17 protein-coding genes are annotated in these 23,052 nt (G+C 70.4%); 9 read left to right on the top strand and 8 right to left on the bottom strand.

Annotation, left to right across the window (positions count from 1 at the left end; genetic code table 11):
* Positions 1-895 precede the first annotated feature (895 nt).
* Positions 896-1,480: a copper resistance CopC family protein gene (locus tag ACIBH4_RS00150; RefSeq protein WP_362768333.1), complete on the top strand. Its 585-nt coding sequence runs from the start codon at positions 896-898 to the stop codon at positions 1,478-1,480.
* Complete coding sequence (locus ACIBH4_RS00145) at positions 1,477-2,508, top strand: CopD family protein (protein WP_362768336.1); 1,032 nt, start codon at positions 1,477-1,479, stop codon at positions 2,506-2,508. Before ACIBH4_RS00150 ends, ACIBH4_RS00145 begins: the two co-directional genes overlap by 4 nt.
* On the opposite strand, the gene ACIBH4_RS00140 is transcribed toward ACIBH4_RS00145, so the two are convergent.
* Positions 2,466-3,587 carry a hypothetical protein gene (locus ACIBH4_RS00140; RefSeq protein ID WP_362509145.1) on the bottom strand — a complete coding sequence of 374 codons (1,122 nt, stop codon included), beginning with the start codon at positions 3,585-3,587 and terminating at the stop codon, positions 2,466-2,468. The genes ACIBH4_RS00145 and ACIBH4_RS00140 overlap by 43 nt on opposite strands.
* A 258-nt stretch (positions 3,588-3,845) precedes the next feature.
* Here ACIBH4_RS00140 and ACIBH4_RS00135 point away from each other — a divergent pair, with 258 nt between their 5' ends.
* Both ACIBH4_RS00135 and ACIBH4_RS00130 read left to right on the top strand, forming a co-directional pair.
* On the top strand, positions 3,846-6,545 hold the full coding sequence (locus ACIBH4_RS00135) for an alpha/beta fold hydrolase (protein WP_362768339.1): 2,700 nt from the start codon (positions 3,846-3,848) through the stop codon (positions 6,543-6,545).
* Positions 6,542-7,480, top strand: coding sequence for an ABC transporter permease subunit (locus tag ACIBH4_RS00130; protein ID WP_362509151.1), 939 nt, complete (start codon positions 6,542-6,544; stop codon positions 7,478-7,480). Before ACIBH4_RS00135 ends, ACIBH4_RS00130 begins: the two co-directional genes overlap by 4 nt.
* A gap of 122 nt (positions 7,481-7,602) precedes the next feature.
* Here the strand turns inward: ACIBH4_RS00130 and ACIBH4_RS00125 are convergent, their stop codons facing one another.
* Positions 7,603-7,767: a hypothetical protein gene (locus ACIBH4_RS00125; RefSeq protein WP_362509264.1), complete on the bottom strand. Its 165-nt coding sequence runs from the start codon at positions 7,765-7,767 to the stop codon at positions 7,603-7,605.
* Positions 7,768-7,904: 137 nt separating this feature from the next.
* On the opposite strand from ACIBH4_RS00125, the gene ACIBH4_RS00120 reads away from it, so the two are divergent.
* On the top strand, positions 7,905-10,019 hold the full coding sequence (locus ACIBH4_RS00120; protein ID WP_362509154.1) for an ATPase: 2,115 nt from the start codon (positions 7,905-7,907) through the stop codon (positions 10,017-10,019).
* A gap of 1 nt (position 10,020) precedes the next feature.
* Here the strand turns inward: ACIBH4_RS00120 and ACIBH4_RS00115 are convergent, their stop codons facing one another.
* Positions 10,021-11,016, bottom strand: coding sequence for a 4-epi-cubebol synthase (locus tag ACIBH4_RS00115; RefSeq protein ID WP_362509157.1), 996 nt, complete (start codon positions 11,014-11,016; stop codon positions 10,021-10,023).
* A 331-nt stretch (positions 11,017-11,347) separates the two neighbouring features.
* Between ACIBH4_RS00115 and ACIBH4_RS00110 the strand changes: the two genes are divergently transcribed.
* Together ACIBH4_RS00110 and ACIBH4_RS00105 are read left to right on the top strand one after the other, a co-directional pair.
* Positions 11,348-12,256 carry a PAC2 family protein gene (locus ACIBH4_RS00110; RefSeq protein WP_362509160.1) on the top strand — a complete coding sequence of 303 codons (909 nt, stop codon included), beginning with the start codon at positions 11,348-11,350 and terminating at the stop codon, positions 12,254-12,256.
* 69 nt (positions 12,257-12,325) lie between these two features.
* On the top strand, positions 12,326-13,402 hold the full coding sequence (locus ACIBH4_RS00105; protein WP_362509163.1) for a Gfo/Idh/MocA family oxidoreductase: 1,077 nt from the start codon (positions 12,326-12,328) through the stop codon (positions 13,400-13,402).
* 3 nt (positions 13,403-13,405) lie between these two features.
* Here the strand turns inward: ACIBH4_RS00105 and ACIBH4_RS00100 are convergent, their stop codons facing one another.
* Positions 13,406-14,206 (bottom strand): tyrosine-protein phosphatase, encoded by an 801-nt coding sequence (locus tag ACIBH4_RS00100; protein ID WP_362509166.1) that lies wholly within the window; start codon positions 14,204-14,206, stop codon positions 13,406-13,408.
* Positions 14,207-14,479: 273 nt separating this feature from the next.
* Positions 14,480-16,579: a M6 family metalloprotease domain-containing protein gene (locus ACIBH4_RS00095; protein ID WP_362509169.1), complete on the bottom strand. Its 2,100-nt coding sequence runs from the start codon at positions 16,577-16,579 to the stop codon at positions 14,480-14,482.
* Between the two features lie 141 nt (positions 16,580-16,720).
* On the opposite strand from ACIBH4_RS00095, the gene ACIBH4_RS00090 reads away from it, so the two are divergent.
* On the top strand, positions 16,721-17,794 hold the full coding sequence (locus ACIBH4_RS00090) for an imidazolonepropionase-like domain-containing protein (RefSeq protein WP_362509172.1): 1,074 nt from the start codon (positions 16,721-16,723) through the stop codon (positions 17,792-17,794).
* A gap of 113 nt (positions 17,795-17,907) precedes the next feature.
* The gene (locus ACIBH4_RS00085; protein WP_364236353.1) at positions 17,908-18,399 is read left to right on the top strand and encodes a nitroreductase/quinone reductase family protein; all 492 of its coding nucleotides are present in this window, start codon (positions 17,908-17,910) and stop codon (positions 18,397-18,399) included.
* A gap of 43 nt (positions 18,400-18,442) precedes the next feature.
* Here ACIBH4_RS00085 and ACIBH4_RS00080 read toward each other — a convergent pair whose 3' ends face one another.
* From ACIBH4_RS00080 to ACIBH4_RS00070, 3 genes are all read right to left on the bottom strand, one after another.
* Entirely contained in the window at positions 18,443-20,164 is a 1,722-nt protein-coding gene (locus tag ACIBH4_RS00080) for an FAD-binding oxidoreductase (RefSeq protein ID WP_362509175.1), read from the bottom strand.
* Between the two features lie 198 nt (positions 20,165-20,362).
* Positions 20,363-21,871 carry an aromatic amino acid ammonia-lyase gene (locus tag ACIBH4_RS00075; protein WP_362509178.1) on the bottom strand — a complete coding sequence of 503 codons (1,509 nt, stop codon included), beginning with the start codon at positions 21,869-21,871 and terminating at the stop codon, positions 20,363-20,365.
* The gene (locus ACIBH4_RS00070) at positions 21,868-23,040 is read right to left on the bottom strand and encodes a long-chain fatty acid--CoA ligase (protein WP_362509181.1); all 1,173 of its coding nucleotides are present in this window, start codon (positions 23,038-23,040) and stop codon (positions 21,868-21,870) included. The genes ACIBH4_RS00075 and ACIBH4_RS00070 overlap by 4 nt, the downstream gene beginning before the upstream one ends.
* Positions 23,041-23,052: the final 12 nt, after the last annotated feature.

The following is a 23,052-nucleotide window of genomic DNA, read 5'->3' as shown; positions in this document are numbered from 1 at the left end:
TCCCTGTGATGACTTCTCCCCGCCGCTTCGCCGGCGGGGCGCCGACGACGGGCATGCGCTCGGGTGTCTCGCGCCCGGCCGGGGCGTTCCATCGGAAAGGCCCTCGATTCGACACCGGCGCGGGCGGATACCGCCTCCTCGTCCAGTGAGAGGCCGGTGCGCGTCACGACGCCTCCGTATTGTCGGGAGGGGAACCCGGGCGCGTTCCCTTACGGCGGAAAATGGAATCTCCCGAATGGGGGATCCCACGACCGACCGGATCGGCCCGGCCCCGGGGGGACGCGCGGATCCGATGGTGTTGAGGACTTGCGCGGCGCGGAGTACGGCTCCGACACCGAGATGCGCGAACGCCCGGCGTGACGTGTCCCGACCACATGTCACGCCTTCACACCGTGCGAGGGCACGGCGACTTCTTCGCCGTGCACGAGCGCGGCGAATCGACGACGTTGCTTGAAGCGAGGCTAAGGATCACGCGCCGAATTCGTCAAGGTTTCGCGGTTGTTTTACAGTCCAATAAAACCAGCAAAATATCTCTCAAGGGCTTTTACCAGATAAATCGACCTATTCTCCATTTTTTGAATGTTTGTCATCCTCTTAGTCATTGACTCTGTCCCGGCAGGCTCCTACCCGCCGCCGGGAGGTTCCCCGGCCTTCCCCGTCTCCCTCGGCCCCCATCGGCCTCCATCGGTCCTCGTCGGCCCCCATCGGCCCCTGCCGATCCCCTTCGGTGGCCGGAGCACCGGAATCGGCCCGTCCACCGGCGCACACGCCCCCTCACCGGGGCGCGGGCACCGATGGACGGATGAGACGAGACGCGCGAGTGCGATTCCCGGGCGGGAGGCCGGGGTGGGAGCATGTCATTCGTCATGACGACCCCAAAGGAAGGCCACGACCGGTGAGGCGGCTACTCACGGTCCTGCTGCTCGCGTCCGCCGCGCTGCTCGGCGCGGGCGTCCCGGCACAGGCCCACAACGTGCTGATCAGCAGCGACCCCAAGGACGGTACCGAGCTGGCCACCGGTCCCGAGAAGATCACACTCACCTTCGACCAGCCCGTCCGGCAGGGCTTCGCGCAGATCAGCGTGATCGGCCCGGACGGCACACACTGGGAGGAGGGAAAGACGACCGTCGACAGGACGAAGGTGAGCGTCGGCGTGAAACCCCTCGGCTCCGCCGGGGAGTACGCGGTGGGCTACCGGATCCTCTCCTCCGACGGCCACCCGGTCTCCAGCAAGATCACCTTCACCCTCACCGCCCCCGGTCCCGACGCGTCCGCCCAGACGCCCGCCAGCCCCGCCCCCGCCCCCGTGGCCTCCGCCGCCGCGCCGCAGGAACCCGATCTGGGCGCCCAGGCCGCCGAGGCCGCGCAGAACGGCGGTGCCGGGATGGCCGTGCTGTGGATCGCGGGCTCCATCGTCCTGCTGGGCGGGGCCACCGTCGTGGCGATGCGCCGTACGAAGGAGCAGGGAGGCGTGGGATGACCCTGACCGCCGAGCCTGCCGCCGAGGCCGGCACCGCCAGGAGGCTGGTCGTCGGCGGGCTCGTCTCCGGGGCCCTGGTGGCCGTGCTGACCGCGACGGCGCTCTCCCGCCAGGAGGCGGTGCCGGGGATCGCCATCCCCGGACCGCTGGTGGAGTACGGGCTGCCGGTGCTGCGGGTGCTGCTGGACCTCGCCGCGGTGGCGGTGGTCGGGCTCAGCCTGCTGCCGAAGCTGCTCGGGTTCGACGACCCCGACCGCACGGAGCCGGTGATGCGCCGGGCCCGGCCGGCGGCCGTGACCTTCGCCTGGGCCTGGGCACTGCTGGCGCTGGTCGTGATCGTGTTCCAGACGGCCGAGCTGAACCCCGGCCTGCTCCCCACCCCCGGCATGATCGCCGACTACGTCGACAGCGTCGGCGCCGGGCAGGGCATGCTCTTCAGCGCCGCCTGCGCGCTGTCCTACGCCGGGATCGGGCTGCTGGCCGTGCGGTACGGCGAGAAGGTCCCCGCCGAGCTGCGGATCGTGATCGCCCTCTTCGGGCTGCTGCCGATCCCGGTCACCGGCCACGCGGTCGACTCGCTCTGGCACGACCCGATCATGATCTCGATGGAGCTGCACGTGATGGGCTCGGCGGCGTGGACCGGCGGCCTGCTCACGATCATCCTGCTGGTCACCGGGGACCGGGAGCTGCTGGCGCGGGTGCTGCCCGCGTTCTCCAGGCTCGCGACCCTCGCGCTCGTCGTGGTCAGCGTCTCCGGCCTGGTGAACGGCCTGGCCACGATGGCCCTCACCCCTGGGGTGGAGCTCCCCGGGGCTCTCCTGACCAGCGAGTACGGCCTGCTGGTGCTGGCCAAGGTCGCGTGCGTGGCACTGCTGATCCCGTTCGCCGCCCACATCCGCTTCCGCCTGCTGCCGCACATCGCCGAAGGGCGGGCGACGGCGGTCGTCGCGTGGGCGGCCGCCGAGATCGCCGTGATGGGGCTCGCCTACGGGGTCGCGGTCGCGCTGACCACTGCCTCCCTGTCCTGAGCCCGCAGCGTGTGGCGGCCGAAGGACCATTCCGCGGCCAGCCACAGGACCGCGAGTCCCGCCCCCCCGATCAACATGGTCGTGGGGGGCACCAGCGGCGGCGCCATGAACGTCGCGTGCTGGAAGCGCAGTGCCTGGTCGATCAGGAGGGTGGCACCGAGGGATCCGACCAGTGCCCTGACCACGGGGATCCTGATCAGGAACGCCAGGTCGACGGCGAGCGCCCCGGCGATGAGGAAGACCGGGATCGCCGAGCGCGGGAAGTCGGCCACGGCGAGGAGCGGCCAGATCAGCGTGCGGAAGACGACGTAGGCACCGATCACGGCGGTGGCCGAGAACATCCGGCCGATCATCGCGCGGGCGTAGACGGCCACCAGGATCGCGGCGATCGCCGCGTAGAGCGGGTAGAGCTGGTCGGGCACGGGCAGCGCGAAGTGGAGCGCCACGGCCCTGTCGGTCACCGGCAGGCCGATCTGGTCTGCGGCGAACTTGATCAGGATCGGCTCGGCCTCGGGCGCCCCCCGGTCCCAGGCCGAGATGGCGTACACGCCGTACTCCTGGTGCTGGGCCGGGAACCAGACGTTCTCGAAGAGGAACACGAAGAGCCCGCCGAGGACCAGTGTGCGCGTCCGCCCCGGGATCGCCCGCACGAACCAGCCCCGGATGACGCCGCAGATCATGAAAAGCGTGCCGACGTAGAGCATGAGGTGGGACGGACTCCACGAGGTGATGTCGAGCCCGTTGACCCGGTGGTTGATCAGGTCCAGCGGGACGGCGACCAGGAAGATGCCCGTGCCCCAGGTGATGAGACGCTGCGCGAGTTTGTCCACGCCGTAGCCGGTGTAGATATGGATGATCGTGAGCGCGAGGGCGAGGGCGGTGCCGACACTGTTGAGCAGGTGCGGCGGGGCCAGGTCGTCGCGAAGCCACTTGAAGTGCCAGGAGACGTCCCAGGACGCCCCGAGCACCTTGAACGAGAAAGCCACCAGCCACCCGAGGTAGAGGATCCTGAACAGATCCTCCGGGGTCTCTCTGCCGGCCTCCCCGCGCGTCCAATACGGCAGAGCCCACTCGATCACGGGAGTGGCTCTTCTTCGAAGGCTCTCTACTGGCTTCACGCGTCGAAATGATGCCGCTCCTCTACCTCGGTCCGCAATCGGGGACAACCCTGAGCATCGGGACGCCTCCCCTGCTCCACGGCGGTGGATCATCCGTGTTCGTCCCCGCCGCGACGACCGGCGACCGACCGGCGACCGAGCCGACCGGTGACTGACCGGCTGGAACGCTCCTGAGAACGGTCTCAGGAGCCCTTCAGCTCCAATCAGTAGGCTCTCGTCATGCAACGTGGGGGAAAACGGACCATCCGGGTCGCGGGGATCGCTGCGATCGTCGTGCTGGTCATCGGTGTCGCGGCCTGGCTGGTGTGGCCGTCCGCTCCCGACGTACGGGCCCAGGACCAGATGATCACAGTGCTGGACGGGCCGGAGGACGACCAGCGGGTCACGCTGGACGCGAGCTTCTTCCCTCCCGCCGGCGGCGGCAGGGCCCCGGCGGTGCTGCTCGCGCACGGGTTCGGCGGCAGCAAGCTGAGCGTGAGGGACGCCGCCGTACGGCTCGCACGGGAGGGTTACGCCGTGCTGACCTGGTCGGCGCGCGGCTTCGGCCGCTCCTCGGGACAGATCGCGCTGAACTCCCCCGACTACGAGGTCAAGGACGTGCGCCAGCTGGTCGACTGGGTCGCCAGACGGCCCGAGGTCCGGCTCGACGCGGCGGGCGACCCTCGGGTGGGCATCGCGGGCGGCTCCTACGGCGGGGCGATCTCCCTGATGGCCGCCGCCCACGACCCCAGGATCGACGCGATCGTCCCGCAGATCACCTGGCACGACCTGGCCGACGCGCTGTTCCCGAACGCCACCGGGCAGGGCCCGGAGAGCGGGGTGTTCAAGCGCATGTGGGCCGGGCTGTTCTTCAGCCGGGGCGGTCCCACCCCGGGCGCGGCCGGTCTGGCCGCCCTCGGCCAAACCGGCGCGGGGGGCGGGGAAGACGGAGAGGGCGCGGGAGCCGGGGACGGGTCGCCGCCCGCCCAGCCGAGGCCGCTCACCGCGGAGGAGGTCCGGTGCGGCCGGTTCCTGCCGGAGATCTGTGACATGTACCAGAAGGTGGCAGAAAGCGGACGGGCGACGGCGGACGCGGTGGAGACACTGCGCAGGTCAAGCCCGATCTCGGTGCCCGGCAAGATCAAGGTCCCGACGCTGCTGCTCCAGGGGCAGCGCGACTCGCTGTTCACCCTGGGGCAGGCCGACGCCAACGCCAGGGCGATCGCCGCCACCGGCGCCCCGGTCGAGGTCGCCTGGTTCGACGGCGGCCACGACGGCGGCAACGGCGAGGTCGACTGGCTGCACGAGAAGACGCTCGGCTGGTTCGACCGCCACCTGAAGGAGAGCGAGGCGGCCGGGCAGGAAAGCGCCTTCACCGTCACCCGCGACGGCGGGCGTGACCCGGGCACCCGTCGCCCGGTCCAGCTGCACGCCGTCGCCGACGGCTACCCGGGGTTGAGCGGCACCGGCCAGACCTCCGTGCCGCTCAGCGGGCCCGAGCAGCAGGTCGCGAACCCGCCGGGCGGTTCCCCCTCCTCGATCTCCGCGGTCCCCGGCTTCGGCGGTCTCGGCGGCGCCGCCACCGCGAACCTGTCGATCGACATGGCGGGTCAGAGCGCCGTCTTCGACTCCGCCCCGCTCACCACCCCGCTCCAGGTCACCGGCAGCTCGACCGTACGGGTGCGGGTGACGCCCGAGCGTTCGGGGTCCCCCGCGGCCGGTGACGTCGCGGAGGGCGGCACTCGGAGCGGCCCAGCGAGCGGCACCGGGAGCGGCGAGGCGCGGGCGGCGGACGAGGTGACGCTGTTCGCCAAGCTCTACGACGTCGCGGGCGCGACGCAGGCACCGCTCCTGCCGGAAGGGCTCGTCGCCCCGATCAGGATCACGATCCCCGAGGGCGGCTCGGGGGAGGCCACGGTGACCCTGCCGGCCATCGACCACAGGTTCGACGTCGGGCACCGGCTGCGCGTCGCGTTCACCACCACCGACCTGGGTTACAGCACCCCCGCGGCTCCGGCCGTCCACACGGTCGCCCTCGTCTCACCGGCGGTGACCGTCCCCACCCACGCCACCCTGCGCACCCCCTCGACCGGCCCCGCCTGGTGGATCTGGGCACTGCCGCTGCTCTCCCTCGTCGTCGCGGCCGTCCTGCTGCTCGCCGGACGCCGCCGCGCCGCCGACGAGCACGACCCCGAGCTCGACTCCGTACCGCTGCGGATCCACGGCCTGACCAAGGCGTACCGGAACGGCGAACTCGCGGTGAACGACCTGTCGTTCACCGTCGAGCACGGCCAGGTGCTCGGCCTGCTCGGCCCCAACGGGGCGGGCAAGACCACCACCCTGCGCATGCTGATGGGCCTGATCAAGCCCGACGGCGGCGAGATCCGGATCTTCGGTCACCGGGTGGTGCCCGGCGCCCCGGTCCTGTCCAGGCTCGGCTCGTTCGTCGAGGGGCCGGGTTTCCTGCCGCACCTCAACGGCCGTGACAACCTGGAGCTGTACTGGAAGGCGACCGGCCGCCCCGTCGAGGACGCCGGGTTCGCCGAGGCCCTGGAGATCGCCGGGCTCGGTAACGCCCTGGACCGCGCCGTCCGCACCTACTCCCAGGGCATGCGCCAGCGTCTCGCCATCGCACAGGCCATGCTCGGCCTGCCCGACCTGCTCGTCCTGGACGAACCCACCAACGGTCTCGACCCGCCCCAGATCCGCGAGATGCGCGAGGTCCTGATCCGCTACGCCAGAGGGGGCCGTACGGTCATCGTCTCCAGTCACCTGCTCTCGGAGGTGGAGCAGACCTGCAGTCACGCGGTGGTCATGCACCGCGGGCGTCTCGTCACGGCCGGGACCGTGGCCGAACTGCTGAGCAGCCGCACCCCGGTCAACGGCTCCGGCACCCGGCTGGAAGACGTCTTCCTGGACCTGATCGGAGAGAAGGCGTGAGCGACACCGACGGTGCTCGTGGCACCATGACCGGCCCGGCGGGCGACGGCCCCGCGCGGGCGGGGAGCCCGCAGAACGGCGTCGCGGAGAACGGTTCGGCGCGCGGCTATGCGCCGGGGCGCACCCTGCCGCTCTCCGTGGAGATCGTCAGGCAGTTCAAGCGGCGCCGCACGCTGGTGATGTTCGGCCTGCTGCTCGCGCTGCCGTGGATCCTGGTGATCGCCTTCAAGCTCGGCGCCGGGTCCGGGCAGCCCACCACCACGCTGCGCATCTCCGACCTGGCCACCGAGGGCGGGCTGAACTTCGCGGCGTTCGCCCTGTCGGTGTCGGCGAGCTTCCTGCTGGTCGTCGCGGTGGCGCTGTTCTGCGGTGACACCGTGGCGAGCGAGGCCGGCTGGTCGTCACTGCGCTATCTGCTCGCCGCCCCGATCCCCCGCGACCGCCTGCTGCGCCAGAAGCTGATCGTCGCGATGGGCTACTCGGCTGCGGCGGTGATCTGCCTGCCGGTGATGGCCCTGCTCGCCGGGACCCTCGCCTTCGGGTGGAACGACGTCCGGGTGCCGGGGACCGGTGAGACGATCGCCGCCCTGGACGTGCTGCCCAGGTTCGGGGTGGTGATCGGCTATGCCCTGGTCAGCCAGTTCGTGGTCGCGGCGCTGGCCTTCCTGCTCTCCGTCAGCACCGACTCCCCTCTGGGAGCGGTCGGCGGTGCGGTCGGCCTGGTGATCGTGAGCAACATCCTGCAGGCGGTCGAGGCGCTCGGCTGGCTCAGGGAGTTTCTCCCGACGTTCTGGAGCACCGCGTGGCTGGACGCCCTCGCCCCCCAGCCGGAGTATGACGGCATGCTCAAGGGGGTGGCCGTCTCCGTCACCTACTCGGCCATCCTGATCGCGTTCGCCTTCCGCCGCTTCCGCACCAAGGACGTCGTCTCCTAGCGGGACGTGCGGGGGCGCCTTCCGCGGGACCTCCCGCCGCGCGAAGCCCTGCCGGCCGGCCCCCCCGCGGCGAGAGGTCCCGCGAAGGGGCTCGGTCGCGGGGGTCCGGCTCGCGGGAGACATCACCAGTGGGGAGGACGGTCCTCGATCAGGCGGGCGTCGTTGTCGGCCTCACGCCACTCGCTCCAGCCGAGATCGGTGTCGTCTGCGGTCTGGTCGGGCAGGATCGGCAACCCGTCGTCGGCGAGGTCGACGGGGCGCAGGTCATCGGGCTCGGGCACTGTCACGAGCCCCATGCTAGCCACCCTCGCGGCTCGTGCTCCCCTTCTCGGGGAAAGCCCGCGCCCCGCGCTGTACGGGGACAGGCCGTGGCCCAGACGGTACGATGCGGTGGCAGGTTCCGGCTATCCCCCCGTGAGGCGCCATGACAACGCCAGCAGGATGGCGGCGAGACGGCAATCTGCCCAACGAGCTGACCAGCTTCGTGGGGCGCACCAGGTTGCTCACCACACTCAGGCAGCGGCTGGGCGAGCACCGCCTGGTCACGGTGACCGGCATCGGGGGCGTCGGCAAGTCCCGCACCGCCCTGCGGATCGCCCACCAGATGCGGGGTGACTTCAAGGACGGCGTCTGGTTCGCCGACCTGGCCCGCCTCCAGGACCCTGGGATGGTCCGTCACACGATCACCTCGGCCCTCGGGATCGCCGACCAGTCCGCCCGCTCGGCGGACGAGACGCTGATCGAGTGGCTGGGCGACCGCGAGATCCTTCTGATCATCGACACGTGCGAGCACCTGGTCGACGCGTGCGGCACCCTCTTCGAGGACCTGCTCGTCAGCGCCCGGGGGCTCACCATCCTGGCGACCAGCCGTCAGTCGCTGAACTGCAGGGGTGAGCACACGGTCACCATCCCACCGCTCACCGTTCCCGGCGACTCCTCGGGCGAGGACGTCTTCACCAACGAGGCGGTGCAGCTCTTCGTCACGCGGGCGAGCGCGGTGGTGCCCAACTTCATGCTGGACGAGAGCAACATCGGCCCGGTGGCCGAGCTCTGCCGCCGGCTCGACGGCATACCGCTCGCCATCGAGCTCGCCGCGGTACGGATGCGCGCCCTGTCGGTGGAGCAGATCCTCGGCCTGCTCGCCGACCGGTTCAGCCTGCTCGCGGGGGCGAGCCGCACGGCGCTGCCCAGGCACCAGACACTGCGGGCCGCGATCGGCTGGAGCCACGAACTGTGCGAGCCGGCCGAGCGGCTGCTGTGGGCGCGGCTCTCGGTCTTCGCCGGAGACTTCGAGCTCGACGCCGCCCGCTACGTCTGCTCGGGCGACAACCTCCCCTCCGAGGACATCATGGAGCTCATCTCCAGCCTGGTGGAGAAGTCGATCCTGCTGAGCGACGGCACGCCCTCCGGGCACCGCTACCGGCTGATCGACACCCTTCGGCAGTACGGCGAGGAGTGGCTGGACAAGCTCGGCGAGAGCGCCGTGATCAGGGAGAGGCACCGCGATTACTACCTGCAGCTGGCCAAGCGGAGCGAGGACGCCTGGTCGGGTGCCCGTCAGGTCTACTGGTACGTCAGGATGCGCCACGAGCACGACAACATCCGCGTCGCGCTCGACCACTGCCTGCGCACTCCCGGCGAGGTGCAGGCGGGGCTGAAGCTTCTGTCCTCCCTGTGGTTCATGTGGGTGGCCTGCGGGCTGGCCCGCGAGGGCAGGCTATATCTGGAGAAGACCCTGGAGCTGGCGCGCCAGCCGAGCCCCGACCGGTGCAAGGCGCTGTGGGTGCTGTCCTACATCAACAGCGCGCAGGGAAACATCACCGGTGCCATCGAGGCCGCGGAGCAGTGCAGCTCCGACGCCGTCAGGGTCGGAGACTCCGGCGCGGTCATCCTCGCCACCAAGATGCTCGGCACGGCCGCGTTCCTGCAGAACGACCTGCAGAAGGCGAGCGCGCTACTGGGCGTGGCGATCGAGTTCCACAAGAGCGGCCGCGAGCTCAACCCGGGCCTGCTGCCCTCGATCGTCGAGCTGTCCATGGTGCTGCTCATCCAGAACGAGCCGGCCGAGGCCGAGGTGCTGCTGCGCGACTGCATCGCGGTCTGCACCCAGCGCGGCGAGCTGTGGCTGCGCTCGTACGCCATCTACGCGCTCGCCAGCGTGTACCAGGTGATGGGCCGCTCCCCCGAGGCCATGTCGAACGCGCGCGAGGCGCTGCGGCTCAAGCGTTACTTCCACGACGTGCTCGGGATCGGCCTCGCGATCGAGGTGGTGGCCAAGCAGGCGCTGGAAGAGGGGGAGGCGGAGCTCTCGGCCCGGCTGATGGGCGGCGGCCAGGCCAACTGGCGGACCTTCGGGATGCCGCAGCTGGGCTCCCCGTTCTTCAACTCCGAGCACGACCGCTGTGTCAAGGAGTGCAGGCGCATCCTCGGCGAGGAGGCTCACGAGAAGGCCTTCGCCCAGGGCAGGAAGCTGAACCTGGAGGAGTTGATCGTCCTCGCGCTCGGAGACCACGAGGACGGTCGGACCGTTCGGGGGTGAGTCATCGGGCGGAGGGCTTGGGCGTCTCGGCCTGCCAGGCGGACGTGTATCGGGAGCTGGTCAGCGAGTAGTCGACGCTGCCGCTGATCCAGAACTCCAGACCGCGCACGTAGGCGAGCACCGCATCGGAGCCGAGCGCCTCCAGCGAGGGGCGCAGTGCCACCATGTCGGCGATCGCCCGGTTGCGCATGGCGCCGATCGCCTCCATCGCCTGCTGCCGCGAGTAGCCCCGGTGCCTGGCGAGCACGCTCACGAGGTTGTTGCGCGAGTTGGCGCCGTCGCTCTCCTTGGCGTACGAGATGAGGTCGTTGTCCCAGACGACGACGTCGTTGGCACTCTCGGTGATCGCCTTGACATCGGGGTGGCGCCACTCCTCGGGGGTGAGGCTGCATCCGCTGGCGATGTCGATGAGGGCGAAGACGGTGAGCATGGCGCCGGTGCGCCGTCGCATGAAGATGTAGTCGTCCACCTGCGGCACGACGTCGGCCTCGCGGTTGGCGGCCTCCCACACCTGGGCGAAGAGGTAGTCCTTGGTGACGGCGCGCCAGCGGTCGAGCTGGTCGTCGTCGCCGTACCTGGAGATCCTGGTCTTGATCTCCAGGAGCGTCCTGGCGAAGACGTCGTCGACCTCCTGCCCGGCCTCAAGGTCGTCGAGGACGGTGAACAGCCGGGGCAGGGCGCGGCTTATCTCACCGGCGCCGCGGCCCGACTCGCAGAAGGCGTCGTCGAAGGCGAACAGCCACACGCACCAGTCGGTCGCCAGGCGGAGCGTGTGGTGTTCGGCATAGGGATACGTGCGGGCTCCCAGCCAGCCGTACTTGGCCTGGCGGTAGCGCTTGACGGTCTCGGGATCCTCCAGGATGCCCGTTTCCACCAGCCAGTCGAGGGTCTCGGTGTTGACCCGCTCGACATGGGGGTTGACCTCGCTGGGGAAGGGACAGGGTAGCGGAGGGATGCGGAGAGACAGGTCTGACCTACGCGTAGTAGTAGTTCCCACTCCCCAAGGATGACCGAAGGGCGCCCGTTTTCCTATACATCAGGAAACACCCGGATATCGTGGCTTCTGATTTATCACGTGAACCATTTTCAGGTATTCGCCCCCGTTGTCGGTGAGGTCTGCCGCGACCTCGGCTCCTACGCGGGCTCGGAGCCGCCCCGGCTCGCCGGGTCGGACGGACGGGTTGCGAAGAACTCCCCACGCCCAGGGTCAGGCTGCGTGTGACCCACCGCGCCCCGGTAGGGTGCCGTGTGATCGCCGAGAGCAGGCGGAATTCAGCGGCCCCCCAGCGGGTTGAGCTGAAAAGACGACCGACGAAAGGCTGGAAACGGTGTTCGACCCGACGGATCTCTACCGGCTCAGCGGAGACGTCCCTGAGCTGACCGATCCGGTGCTGCTCTACCACTTCGACGGGTTCGTGGACGCGGGCGGCGCCGGAAAACTCGCCATCACCCACCTGCTCGACGAGCTGGAGCACCGGGTCGTGGCGACCTTTGACGTGGACCGTCTGCTGGACTACCGCTCCCGCCGGCCCACCATGACCTTCGACACCGATCGCTGGGTCGCCCTGGAGAGTCCCGAGCTCGTGCTCCACCTGGTCCACGACACCACGGGGACCCCGTTCCTGCTGCTCAGCGGCCCCGAGCCCGACCGCGAGTGGGAGCTGTTCACCGCGGCCGTCGACACGCTGGTCACCCGGCTGAAGGTCGGCAAGCTGGTGACCACCCACGGCATCCCGATGGCCGTCCCGCACACCCGCCCGCTGGGCGTCACGGGCCACGCCAGCCGTCCCGAGCTGGTCACCGGCCAGACCAGCGCCTTCGGCAAGGTCCAGGTGCCCGGCAGCGTGGCCTCGCTGATCGAGTTCCGGCTCGGCGCCAAGGGGCACGACGCCCTCGGCTACGCCGTGCACGTCCCGCACTATCTCGCCCAGGCCGAATACCCGTCGTCCGCGGTGACCGCGCTGGAGGCGGTCACCAAGGGCACCGGGCTGGTGTTCCCGCTGGAGAGCCTGCGCGAGGCCGCGGAGAAGACCGACGCCGAGATCGCCGAGCAGATCCAGGCCTCCCAGGAGCTGTCCACCGCCATCACCGGCCTGGAGCAGCAGTACGACGCGTTCGCGGCGGGCTCCGAGCGCGAGAGCCTGATGGCCGAGTCCTCGGAGATGCCGACCGGCGACGAGCTCGCCGCCCAGTTCGAGGCGTTCCTGGCCGAGCGTGACGAGCGGCGCGGTGACTGACCCTCGCGCCGGCCTCGCCGGGCGCGGGAGCGGGCACCCGTCCCCGGCCGCCGACCCGCCGGCCGCGCCATGACCGACCTGCGCGTCGGCCTTGTCGGGTACGGCGTGGCCGGGGCGTTCTTCCACGCCCCGCTGATCTCCGCGACACCGGGTCTGAGACTGTCCGCGGTGGTCACCGGCGATCCCGGGCGGGCCGCCGAGGTGTCGGAGAAGTACGGCGCGCGGACGACCGGGGACGCCGCCGAGCTGTGGGACTCCGTCGACCTGGTCGTGGTCGCCTCCCCCAACCGTACGCACGTCCCGCTCGCGGAGGCCGCGCTGAGGGCGGGCCTGCCCGTGGTGGTGGACAAGCCGCTGGCCGCGACCGCCGCGCAGGCGCGCGGCCTGGCGGAGCTGGCGGGCGATCTCGGCCTGATGCTGACCGTGTTCCAGAACCGGCGCTGGGACGGCGACTTCCGCACCGTCGAGCGCCTCGTCGCCGAGGGCGCGCTGGGCGAGGTGCGCCGGTTCGAGTCGCGTTTCGAACGCTGGCGGCCGGTGCCGAAGGGCGGCTGGCGCGAGACGGGCGGGACCGAGGAGGTCGCGGGACTGCTGTACGACCTCGGCAGCCACCTGGTCGACCAGGCCCTGCGACTGCTCGGTCCGGCCGTCGAGGTCTACGCCGAGTCCGACGTGCGCCGCCGTGGGGTGAACTCCGACGACGACACCTTCATCGCCGTCTCCCACGCGAGCGGGGCCCGCTCCCACCTGTGGGTGAGCGCGGTCGCTCCTCGGCTGGGCCCCCGTTTCCGGGTGCTGGGCTCGCGGGCCGGCTACCTGAAGTACGGTCTGGACGTGCAGGAGGAGCAGCTGCGCGCCGGGCTGACCCCCGCCTCTCCCGGCTTCGGCGAGGAGCCGTCCGAGCGGTGGGGCACCCTGGGCGCGCACGGCGGAGGTGTCGGCGAAGATTCCCCCGATGCCCGTGCCGTCCCCACCGAGCCCGGCGCCTACGCCGGCTTCTACCGGGACGTGGTGGCGTGCCTCACCGGGGGCGCCCCGCCACCGGTCGCCCCCGAAGAGGTCGTCGAGGCTCTCACCGTACTGGAGGCCGCCCGGCGCTCGGCCGCCGAGCGCAGGGTCGTCACTCTGGAAACCCCTGGTTCCTGACCGTCAGTCACGCAGGCGGGCGCGCAGGAGACGCGAGTCGCCCTCGCTCCAGCCGTGGAAGGCGAGCCACTCCAGCGGTCCGCCGAAACGGTCGTCGAGGACGCTCAGGAACCGCTCGATGTACTCCGACCTCGGACGATGGTCGTCGGCCGGGCGGGTGTCGAGGTCGGCGCGGTAGGTGGTGCTGGAGCGCAGCCGCGCCAGGATGCCCTCAAGGCGGTCACCCGTGGCGACGTAGTCGGCGACGATCGCCTCGCGGGTGGCGCCGGCGACCTCCAGCGCGAGGGCGCAGACGACGCCTGTGCGGTCCTTGCCCGCCGCGCAGTGGACGATGGCGGCCCCCTCGTCGAGGGCGAGGGCGCGCAGGGCCGCCAGGACCGAGTCGGGACGGTCGCGAAGGTAGCCGTAGTAGAACCCGGTCACCCGGAGCTCTGCGAGATCCTCCTCGAGCCGCTCCTCCGTCCAGGGCAGCACCTTGTCGGCCTCGATGGTGTCGGCCTCGACGTCGGTGTACACGCCGCCCTCGGCGAACAGGGTGTGGTGGTGGATGTTCACCTCCGGCACCTTGGTGAGCGGCCCCGGCCCCTCCAGACGCACCTCGGGACCCGAGCGCAGGTCGACGACATTGCGGAGTTTCAGTGCGGTGACGAGTTGCCGGACGTCTCTTCCGGTCAGCCCCTGCAGGTTGTCGGACCGGTAGATCCGGCCGAAGCGTGTGGTCCCGCCGTCCACCGTGGCGAGCCCGCCGAGGTCGCGGACGTTGACGGCACCTTCAAGATCGATCCAACGCGTGAAGTCGTTCATCGCCTTCGAGTCTATACATCGCTTTACCTCCGGACCGTTAACTGTCGACGTCGGCATCCGTAATCATCGATGTCCTCGTTCGACATCGGTAAGTGCGCCTTTTCTCCCTTTATGGGGGACATTCGGGTCCTGACACGCCGTCCCCACCCCCGGCGTGAGCACGGCACGCACGGGGACGGGGACGGACATGAGCACGGACACGGGGATGGGCAGGCACGACGCGTAACCCGCGCCCCGGTCCCCGCACGGGACGGGTGGGACGCGGGTCCGGCGCTAACGTCCCAGCACGAGGCAGGTCGCCTTCGCCTTCTTGGACGGGTCGCTCTCCGAGGTGGCGGTGAGGGTCACCTTCGCGAGGTGGCCACCCTTCGCCGCGCGCAGCGCGTTCACGGTGACCAGGGTGTTTCCGCCGGAGTCGGCGGTCGCGAGCTCGTTGGGCAGCGACGCCGTCCAGCCGCGGCCCTCGACGCTCGCCGACAGCCGGTAGACGTCACCCTTGAGGTAGGCGCTCACGTCCTCGGGGTGTTGCCCCCGCGCCGGGGCGACCCTGCCGGTGTTGAACAGCGGGAAGCGGCAGGACGTCAGGTCCTTCCCCTTCGGGACGCCGACGGACGGTAGCAGCCTCACTCCGCGCCCGTTCGGGCCGGCGCCGTCCAGGGAGCGGATCGCCACCGTGTACGACAGGACGCCCTCGCGGTCGCGCTTGAGGTCGAGGACGTAGAAGTGGAGCCGGTTGGCCTGGTCCACGTACTCGAACTCCGAACCCGAGCCGGTGCCCGCGTGGAACAGCGCGTCCGACAGCTGACGGTAGTCGCCGATCGTGATGGGCACGGCGGCGCCGTCCGGCAGCACGTAGTCGGTCATGCCGATGTCCTGCGGGTTGGCGTCGACCACCCACTCGAAGGGCGCGCGGTCCTCGTTCTTGGTCTTGGCCAGCAGCACGCCGGAGTCCGGGGTGAAGGAGTCCGCGCCCATCCTGTCCACGACCTCGACGGTGTAGTTGTCGTAACCGCCGCCGTCGCAGAACGGGTCGGTGTTCACGTCGCAGGCCGGGCTGCGGTCGCCGTTCCCGAAGGCGATGTTGACGCCCGACAGGCCGCCGGGTCCCGGCTGCGCCACCCGGGCGGTCACCTTGGCCACCACCAGGCCGGAGTCGGCCAGTGCCTCCCTGGACAGGCGCAGCACGTTCGCCTCGTCCACCATCTCCAGCTTGATCTTGTTGCGGAGCATGTGCTGGGCGCCCATCGAGCCGCCCGAGGTGGGCGGGATCAGCCAGCGGCTGTGCGGGCCGCCGGGGCCGTTGAAGCTGCCCCGGCTGAGCATCTCCCAGACTCCGGTGTACGCCCGGCGCGGTGGCACCCCGAACGGGTTGTTGTAGTTGTCGCCGATGCCGAGGATGTGGCTGAGTTCGTGGGCGTAGACGCCCTGCCCGGAACTCTCGGCCTGGGTGGAGGAGCCGCCCCCGGCGTTGGGCCAGATGGACGCGGCCGAGGCCCAGGACGTCCACTCGACGTAGCGGGTCCTGGCCCAGTTGGGCAGGGCCGGGTCCGGCGGGCCGAAGTCGTCGGTCACCGCCTCCTTGGTCGGGAACTTGATCGGGCCGAACTCCTGCCAGGTCGCCGACTCGTCCTGCCCCGCGCTCAGGTAGAAGACGAAGTCGAAGCCCGCGGGGATCTCCTGGCCGACGGAGCCGACCCACGCGGCCCGCGCGTCGGTCCTGATGTTCCTGGTGCAGGTGTCGCCGGACGGGCAGGCCGTGCCTCCCTGGAACTCCATCGCGTACTCGTGCGACTTGCCCGGCATCAGGTACGGGCCGAAGGAGGCGAGTTCCACGCCGTAGCGGCCTCCCGAGTCCTCCATCCAGTATTCGTGGATGGTGTGCCCCCGGTTGAGCTCGTTGGGGGTGTTGAGGAAGTCCTGGTAGAACCGGGCGACCTTCTCGCGGGGAATGTCGTGGGCCTCGGCGCTGGGGTTCTTGAAGACGGTCGAGCCCTTGGGCTGGGTGACCACGAACGGCTGGTTGGGATAGTCGACCAGGACGAGCGCGCCGCGGAAGGTCCGCTTGGACCCTCTGGCCGAGGGGTCGGCCCAGTTGGTGCCGGGTGGTTTGCGGTAGTCCGCCCACGTCATGTGGTCCGGGTTCTTCCAGTTCTGCGGGTCGATCGGTGCCGGGGCGGCGGGGTCGGCCCGCCGCGCGGCCCCTGTCTCGGGGGCGTCCTGCTGCCAGGGCTGTGTCCGGGGCCAGTGGTCCACGCGCCAGGGGTTTTCCGGGTCGGGAGCGGGCTCGGCGGAGGCGGGAACGGAGGTGAGACCGATGGGGATCAGTACGATCGCGGCAAGCAGTACCTTCAGCAACCTGGGGGGTCGTATCACGCTAAAACGGTATAGACCGCTTTCAGATAGATCAACAATCTCCTGTCAAGGAGGTCGGCGCGACGTTTACCCGAGATGCATTTGAGATCTTCGGTTCATCCCCTTAACCTCTCCAAAGGGGACGAACATACAGGAGTGCCTATGTCGACGCGGGCCGGTCGGACCATCGGCACGCGTGCCCGGGCGGTCGTCTCCATCCACTGCGCGCCCCTCGTCCTGCCCGTCGCGAGCCCTCCCGTCAGGGACGGCGCGATCGTCGTCAGGGGCGACCGGATCGTGCGGGTCGGGCCGCGCGCCGAGATCGAGGCCGCCCACCCCCTGCTCTCCCCGGTGCACTGGCCCGGCATGATCGTTCCAGGACTGGTCGACGCGCATCTCCGGCTTGAGAGGACCTCGCCCCCCGCCTCCGTGCACGGCGTCACCGCGGTGGGAGGCATCGCCGCGGATCTCGACGCCGCCTCCACCCTCGGCGAGGCCGGGCTGGACGGCGTGACCTACCTGGAGACCCGCTGCGAGGACGAGGAGCAGTGGGAGGACGAGGGACGCGACCGCCTGATCACCGCGATCCGCGAGGTCGACCACCCCGGTGTCATCGGCATCGCCGCCCACTCCCCCGACCCCCTCGTCATGGAGGACCTCGCCGTCCTGTCACGGACGTTCGGGCTCCGGCTCCACGCCGAGCCCGGCCGCCGGCCGATCGCCTTCCTCGACGAGGTGGGGGTGCTCACCGCGGGCTGTCATATCGCGATCTCCGGCCCGCTCGACGAGGCCGACCGCAAACTCCTCAAGGTCCGCGGCACGGTGATCGCCATCTCGTCGCCTTTCGCCGCGGAAGGTCTCCTCGACGGCGAGAGCGCGATCGCCGTCGGCACCCGTACGGGCGGCGACCCGCTCTCGGTCGCCCGCGCGCTCTCCCACGCCCCGGACCACGACCGCCTCCTGGTCGAGGCGGTGACGCTGGGCGGCGCTCGGGCGCTGGGCATGGACGAGGGACCCGGCCGCCTGGGCTCCCTGGGACGGGGCGGCCGGGCCGACTTCGCCGTCTTCGCCGTGGAGGCCGGCGAGCGGGACGCCTACACCGCCCTGCTCCACGAGGGGCCCGGCCGGTGCGTGGCCACCTTCGTGGGCGGCCGGGCACGCTGGCGCCTCGACGAGAACGCGAGCGCCCCTGGCGCCGTGAACAGCGGTGACGCGAAGAGCAGACGTCCGGCCTGACCCCGCCCGTACCCCGCCCCGCTCGCCGCGCGGTCCGTGCACCGCGCGGTCCGCCGTCCGAAGAATCAGCCGCTCCCCCTCTTTAAATCTCCGCGAAGATGAAACAATGAGTCATGTCGGAAAACACGTCCCACGCGGTCACCATCAAGGAAACGCCCGTCATGATGAAATTCATGATGCGCCTCTTCAACCCTATGATGCGCAAGCAGATACGCAAGGGTAAATCGAGCTCCGTCGCCGGCGTCATACTGCTTCATATCACCGGAAGAAAGACCGGGAAAAAATACGAGATTCCCGTCATGAAGCAGGACGAGAGCGGCAGGTCGTGTGTCTACACCGAGGCCGGATGGAAGGTGAATCTGCGCGGTGGCGCCGATATCGAGGTGACCGACATGGGGGTACGCACCCCCATGCGCGCCGAGCTGATGGACGATCCCGACACCATGGCCGCCGAGATGGAGTCCCTGATCGAGAAGATCGGGCTCAAGGAGGCACGGCAACGACTCGGCATCGTCGTCAACGTCGACCGTCCGCCGACCCGTGAGGAGCTCGCCGAGGCGATCCGGCGGCGCGACCTCGGGGTCATCTACCTGACACCGCGTTAGGGGCGGGGCCCCACCGGGCGGAAGACCCGGTGGGGCCCTTCGCTCACTCGGGCAGGCCGAGCGAACGCAGGTTGTTCGCGTGCCTCGGAGACACCCTCCGGGGGTATTTCTTGGTCTCGGCCTTGCGGGCGTTCTTGGGACGGGTCTGCGGGGGCAGGGTGTCCGAAGCTCCGGGCAACCGGACCGACAACGCGTGGTTGAAGACGTTGCGGGGATCCCATTTCGCCTTGACCTGCTGCAACTTCGGATAGTTGTCCTTGTAGTACAGCTTGTGCCAGGGCACTCCCGAGGTGTTCAGCGCGGGATCGGCGAGGTCGTTGTCGGGGTAGTTGATGTACGCGCCGTCATAGGCCTCGCCGGGGACGGGAACGCCGCCCGTGTCCGCGTGCATCTCCCGATAGGCGTCGCGGATCGACGCCAGCCACCTGTCGTCCTCGGCCGGATCCCACCAGCCGACGTCGAAGAAGCCGATGAGCGGCGCGGTCCTGTGCGGGTTCGCCGTGGCCGCGGGATCCACGGCGTTGATCTTCCCGCCGAGCGACATCAGGTAGACCGAGGCCCCGACGTCACCCTCGCCCTCCGTCAGATACCTGTAGACGACCTTGAGCTGCGCCGGCGTCCAGGGCTTCCTCAGGTAACCGGCCTTCGACTTGAACCTGAGCGCGTAGGCACCGGCTCCCGAGTCGTAGGAGAGGGTGACCCGCAGCCACGGCGCCACGCTGAAGTAGTCGAAGGTGGGCTCGATGCCGACGCCCTCGCCGACGGTCTGCACCAGGGTCCACAGGATGCCGTCCGCGCCGGGCACGTCGCCGTCCATCGCCGTGAACAGCTCGATCCTCCCGCTGGAGCGGTGGTACATGGTCAGCGAGCTGTCGATGCTCTCGAAGGCGGGGTCGGCGTGGTTCTGCTGTTGCCAGCGGGCGTAGTTGTCGGCCAGCCGGGAGAGCGCCTCCTCGGTCATGTTCTCCCAGCTCCAGCTGGCCGAGACCACGAGCTGCTGCGCGGGTGGTTTGGGCAGCAGGGTCGCGGGGTCGTTGCCGCGGGCGTTCGGGGAGCGCATCAGGTAGCGGGTGACGATCCCGAAGTTCCCGCCGCCACCGCCGGCGTGCGCCCACCACAGGTCCCGGTTGGGGTCGCGGGCCTCACGGGTGGCGACGACGATCCGCGCCCGGCCCGAGCGGTCGACGACGACGACCTCCACACCGTGGAGGTGATCGATCACGAGCCCGTGCCTGCGCGACTGGGGACCGTACCCGCCACCGGCGATGTGACCCCCCGCCCCCACGCTCGGGCAGCCACCGGCCGGGATCGTGACGCCCCAGCCGAGGTAGAGCGAGCGGTAGGCCTGCCCGAGCGTGGCACCGGCCTCGATCGCGAACGCCTTGTGAGTGGGGTCGAAGTAGACGTCGTTCATCTCCGAGACGTCGATGATGATCGACGTGGCGGGGTCGTCCACGAAGTTCTCGAAGCAGTGACCGCCACTGCGCACGACGATCTTCTTGCCCGCGCGCACGGCCTCGTTCACCACCTGCACGACCTGCTCCGCGGAGTGGACGACACGGACCGACTCCGGCTGCGCGAGAAACCGGGAGTTGTAGCCCCTGGTGATGAGTTCCGCGTATCTCGGGTCGTCCGGCTTTATCGTCGCCGCGTTCGGCGGCGGTGCGCATTCGGAATGCCCACGCGACGACCCGCCCGGGGTCGTCGCATTCGCCGCCGATTCACCGGTGGCCAGCCCCGCGGCCGCCCCTCCCGCAACGGCCATCGCTCCCAGAAATCCACGGCGTGTTGCTTTGGCCACCGTCGTTACCAGACCTTTCGCATTTCACGTTCTCATGAGCGTTCCTCCCCGGGGAGGAATGATTTTCCTTCGCCGAGGTCGCCCTCGGCGTTCCTTTTACAGCGGGATCTGCGGTTCTTGTCGACTCGCGGTCCCGTGAATTCGCGAACCTCGGGAAAGACCTCAGCCCTCGCGGGAGAGCAGTCCCTCGGCGGCCTCCTGCAGCAGGCCGCTCGCGGCACGCACCTCGGCCGCGAGCGGCCGGTCCGCCCGCAGCGGCGGGGACAGTCTGGCCAGGTCGGCCCAGAGGCCGGAGGCCGTCTCGTTCCGCCCGGCGAGCGCGCCCCGCTGGGCCACGCCGACCGCGAGGGAGCCGACGACGAGCCACGCCAGTTCCACGGCCTCGGCCACGGAGTTGGCCCCGTTGAGCGCCATCGGCACGTGGTCCTGGTTGCCGCCGTTCGTCGGCAACGCGGTGAGGGAGGCGGGATAGGCGAGCTGCCTGATCTTGGAGACGAAGGAGGTGGCGCTCAGCTGCACCCCGGCCAGCCCGCTGCCCGCCCCCGGGCGGGGGGTGAGCATCGGCGGCACCCCGCCGTTGTACGCCGGATCGCACAGCAGGGCGAGCTGCCGCTCGGCGAGGAAGGCCACCTGCTGCACGCAGAGGCCGATCTGGTCCGAGCACAGGCCGACCGGCATGGCGTGGAAGTTGCCGCCGTGCAGCAGCTCACCCTCGTAGAAGATCGGATTGTCCGTGCAGCCCATGGCCTCGCGGACGAGGATCTCCTCGGCACCGTACAGCTGGTCGAGCACCGCGCCGAGGACCTGGGGGGCGCACCGGAGGCTGTAGGGCTCCTGCAACGGCCGGAGCGGGTCGCGTTTCATGCCGACGGGAAGATCCTCGCGGATCCACCGGGCCACGGTCAGCTGCCCCGTCTGCCCCCTGACCCGGCCGATGCCCGCATGGTAGGCCTCCGGGTTGGAGCCGAGGATGTCGGCGATCCTCGCCGTCAGCACCCCCACCGCCCTGACCAACCTCAGCACCGCCTGGTGGTTGAGTATGCACACCGCCAGGCTCACGCTGGTCCCGTTGACGAAGGCCAGCGCCTCGCGGGCCGACCACTCGACCGGTTTGGCGTCCATGTCGGCGAGGGCCCGCGCGGCGGGCACGACCGACCAGCCGCCGTCGCCGCCGCGCACCCACGCCTCCCCGGTGCCCGCGTGGGCCATCGCCGCGTGGGCGAGCGGCTGCAGGTCCCCGCTCGCGCTCACCGTGCCGTCACGCGGGATCGACGGGGTGAAGCCCTCGTTCCACAGGTCGGCCAGGGACTGCCAGAAGTCGGGCGAGACGGCCGAGTGGCCCTTGCGCATGCTGCTGAGGCGGAGCCAGACGATCAGGCGGCACACCTCGGGGTCCAGCGGCCTGCCCTGGGCCGAGCCCAGGTGGGCGATGAGGCCCGCGCCCTGCTCCATGGGGGAGTCGGCCGCGGAGAACGCCACCAGGGGACCGAACCCGTGGGTGACCCCGTACACCGAGTCCGAGCCGGAGAGCCGCTCGGCGAGCAGGTCGACGCTGGCCCGCATGCGTTGGGCGTCCTCGTGTTCGCACGGCTCCACCCGGGCGTCCCAGTGCGCGCTCCTCACGATCGAGGCCAGGCTCTCGGTGGAACGTCCGTCGATCAATGCTGTCACGTGTCTGCTCCCGCGTCGGAAAGGGAAGGTCGCTGTAGTCGCCGGAGCTTGCCCGTGTCGGAGCGGTCGATCCGATCGACCAGGCGCACCTGGCGCGGCCGGGCGTCGAACCGCCCCACCGCCGCGCGCACCTCCGTGACGGACAGCGGTGCGCCGTCCTGCTGCACCACGAGCAGGTCGAAGTTCTCGCCGCTGAAGGCGTCCTCCACCGGGAGAAAGGCCAGATCCGCGCAGTGGAGCACCGATCTCACCGACTCCTCCAGCCTGTCGAGGTCGATCCTGCGGCCGTTGATCTTCACGAGCCGGTCGCGCCTGCCGTCGAAGCGGAACCTGCGCTCGTCGAGCCGCCGCACGTAGTCGTCGGTCCGCCAGACGTCCGTGGGCGCCTCGCCCGGCCGGAAGGCCAGCCGGGGGCTCCGGACCACCAGCGGCGCCTCCTCCTCGTACGGGTCGCCGGGCCGTCCCCCGGGCGGGAGACCGGCCGGACCGCCGGCGGGATCGCCGGGGAAGGCGAACGTGACGTCGTCGAAGAGCTCCCACGGCGGCCCGTCCGGGGTCCAGGTCCGTGAGGCGATCCCGCCCGCCTCCGTCGAGCCGAAGACCTCCACGATGCGCATCCGCCTCGTCCCCGCCTCCTTGACGACGGACTCCGCCATCGCGGGAAGCGTCGCCGTGCTGTGCAGCACGCTCAGGTGCTCCGTTCCCCGCACCCAGGCCACCTGCCTGCGCAGGATGGAGAAGGTCCAGGGAACCGCCACCACGGCCCAGCGCCGGGACGCGGGGGGAGGCATCGCGCCGAAGTACTGCGGGCGGTACCACGCGGGCAGGCGCAGCCTGGCCGGTACGAGCACGCTCGCGAGCGCGCCGTACACATGCCTGGGCGGCGCGAAGGAGAGCAGAGCGCTCGGGCGGTCACGTTCGATCAGGCCGGCCAGCAGTCCCGCCTCCGACCACATCTGCTCGCGGGTCCGCCGCCAGCACCGGCTCGGTCCTGTGCTGCCCGAGGTCTCCAGGTCCACGGTCTCCGCGAGGGCCTCCAGGACGAACCTCTCGATATCGGGGCCGTCGCCGAGCAGGTCCCAGCGGACCAGCCAGGAACTCTCGTTGATCCGCGGCGCCGCGAAACCGGAGCCGAGCAACTCGGCGGGGGTCAGCTCCTCATAGGTCACGTCACGGGGCAC

Source organism: Streptosporangium sp. NPDC050284 (assembly GCF_044459525.1).
GTDB lineage: Bacteria > Actinomycetota > Actinomycetes > Streptosporangiales > Streptosporangiaceae > Streptosporangium.
This window is presented reverse-complemented; position numbering and strand designations above follow the sequence as displayed.

Bases quoted from the DNA above. Each gene is read 5' to 3' on its own strand.
- ACIBH4_RS00145 (WP_362768336.1), top strand. From the start codon at position 1,477: ATGACCCTGACCGCCGAGCCTGCCGCCGAGGCCGGCACCGCCAGGAGG.
- ACIBH4_RS00135 (WP_362768339.1), top strand. From the start codon at position 3,846: ATGCAACGTGGGGGAAAACGGACCATCCGGGTCGCGGGGATCGCTGCG.
- ACIBH4_RS00120 (WP_362509154.1), top strand. From the start codon at position 7,905: ATGACAACGCCAGCAGGATGGCGGCGAGACGGCAATCTGCCCAACGAG.
- ACIBH4_RS00105 (WP_362509163.1), top strand. From the start codon at position 12,326: ATGACCGACCTGCGCGTCGGCCTTGTCGGGTACGGCGTGGCCGGGGCG.
- ACIBH4_RS00100 (WP_362509166.1), bottom strand. From the start codon at position 14,206: ATGAACGACTTCACGCGTTGGATCGATCTTGAAGGTGCCGTCAACGTC.
- ACIBH4_RS00090 (WP_362509172.1), top strand. From the start codon at position 16,721: ATGTCGACGCGGGCCGGTCGGACCATCGGCACGCGTGCCCGGGCGGTC.
- ACIBH4_RS00085 (WP_364236353.1), top strand. From the start codon at position 17,908: ATGTCGGAAAACACGTCCCACGCGGTCACCATCAAGGAAACGCCCGTC.
- ACIBH4_RS00080 (WP_362509175.1), bottom strand. From the start codon at position 20,164: ATGGCCGTTGCGGGAGGGGCGGCCGCGGGGCTGGCCACCGGTGAATCG.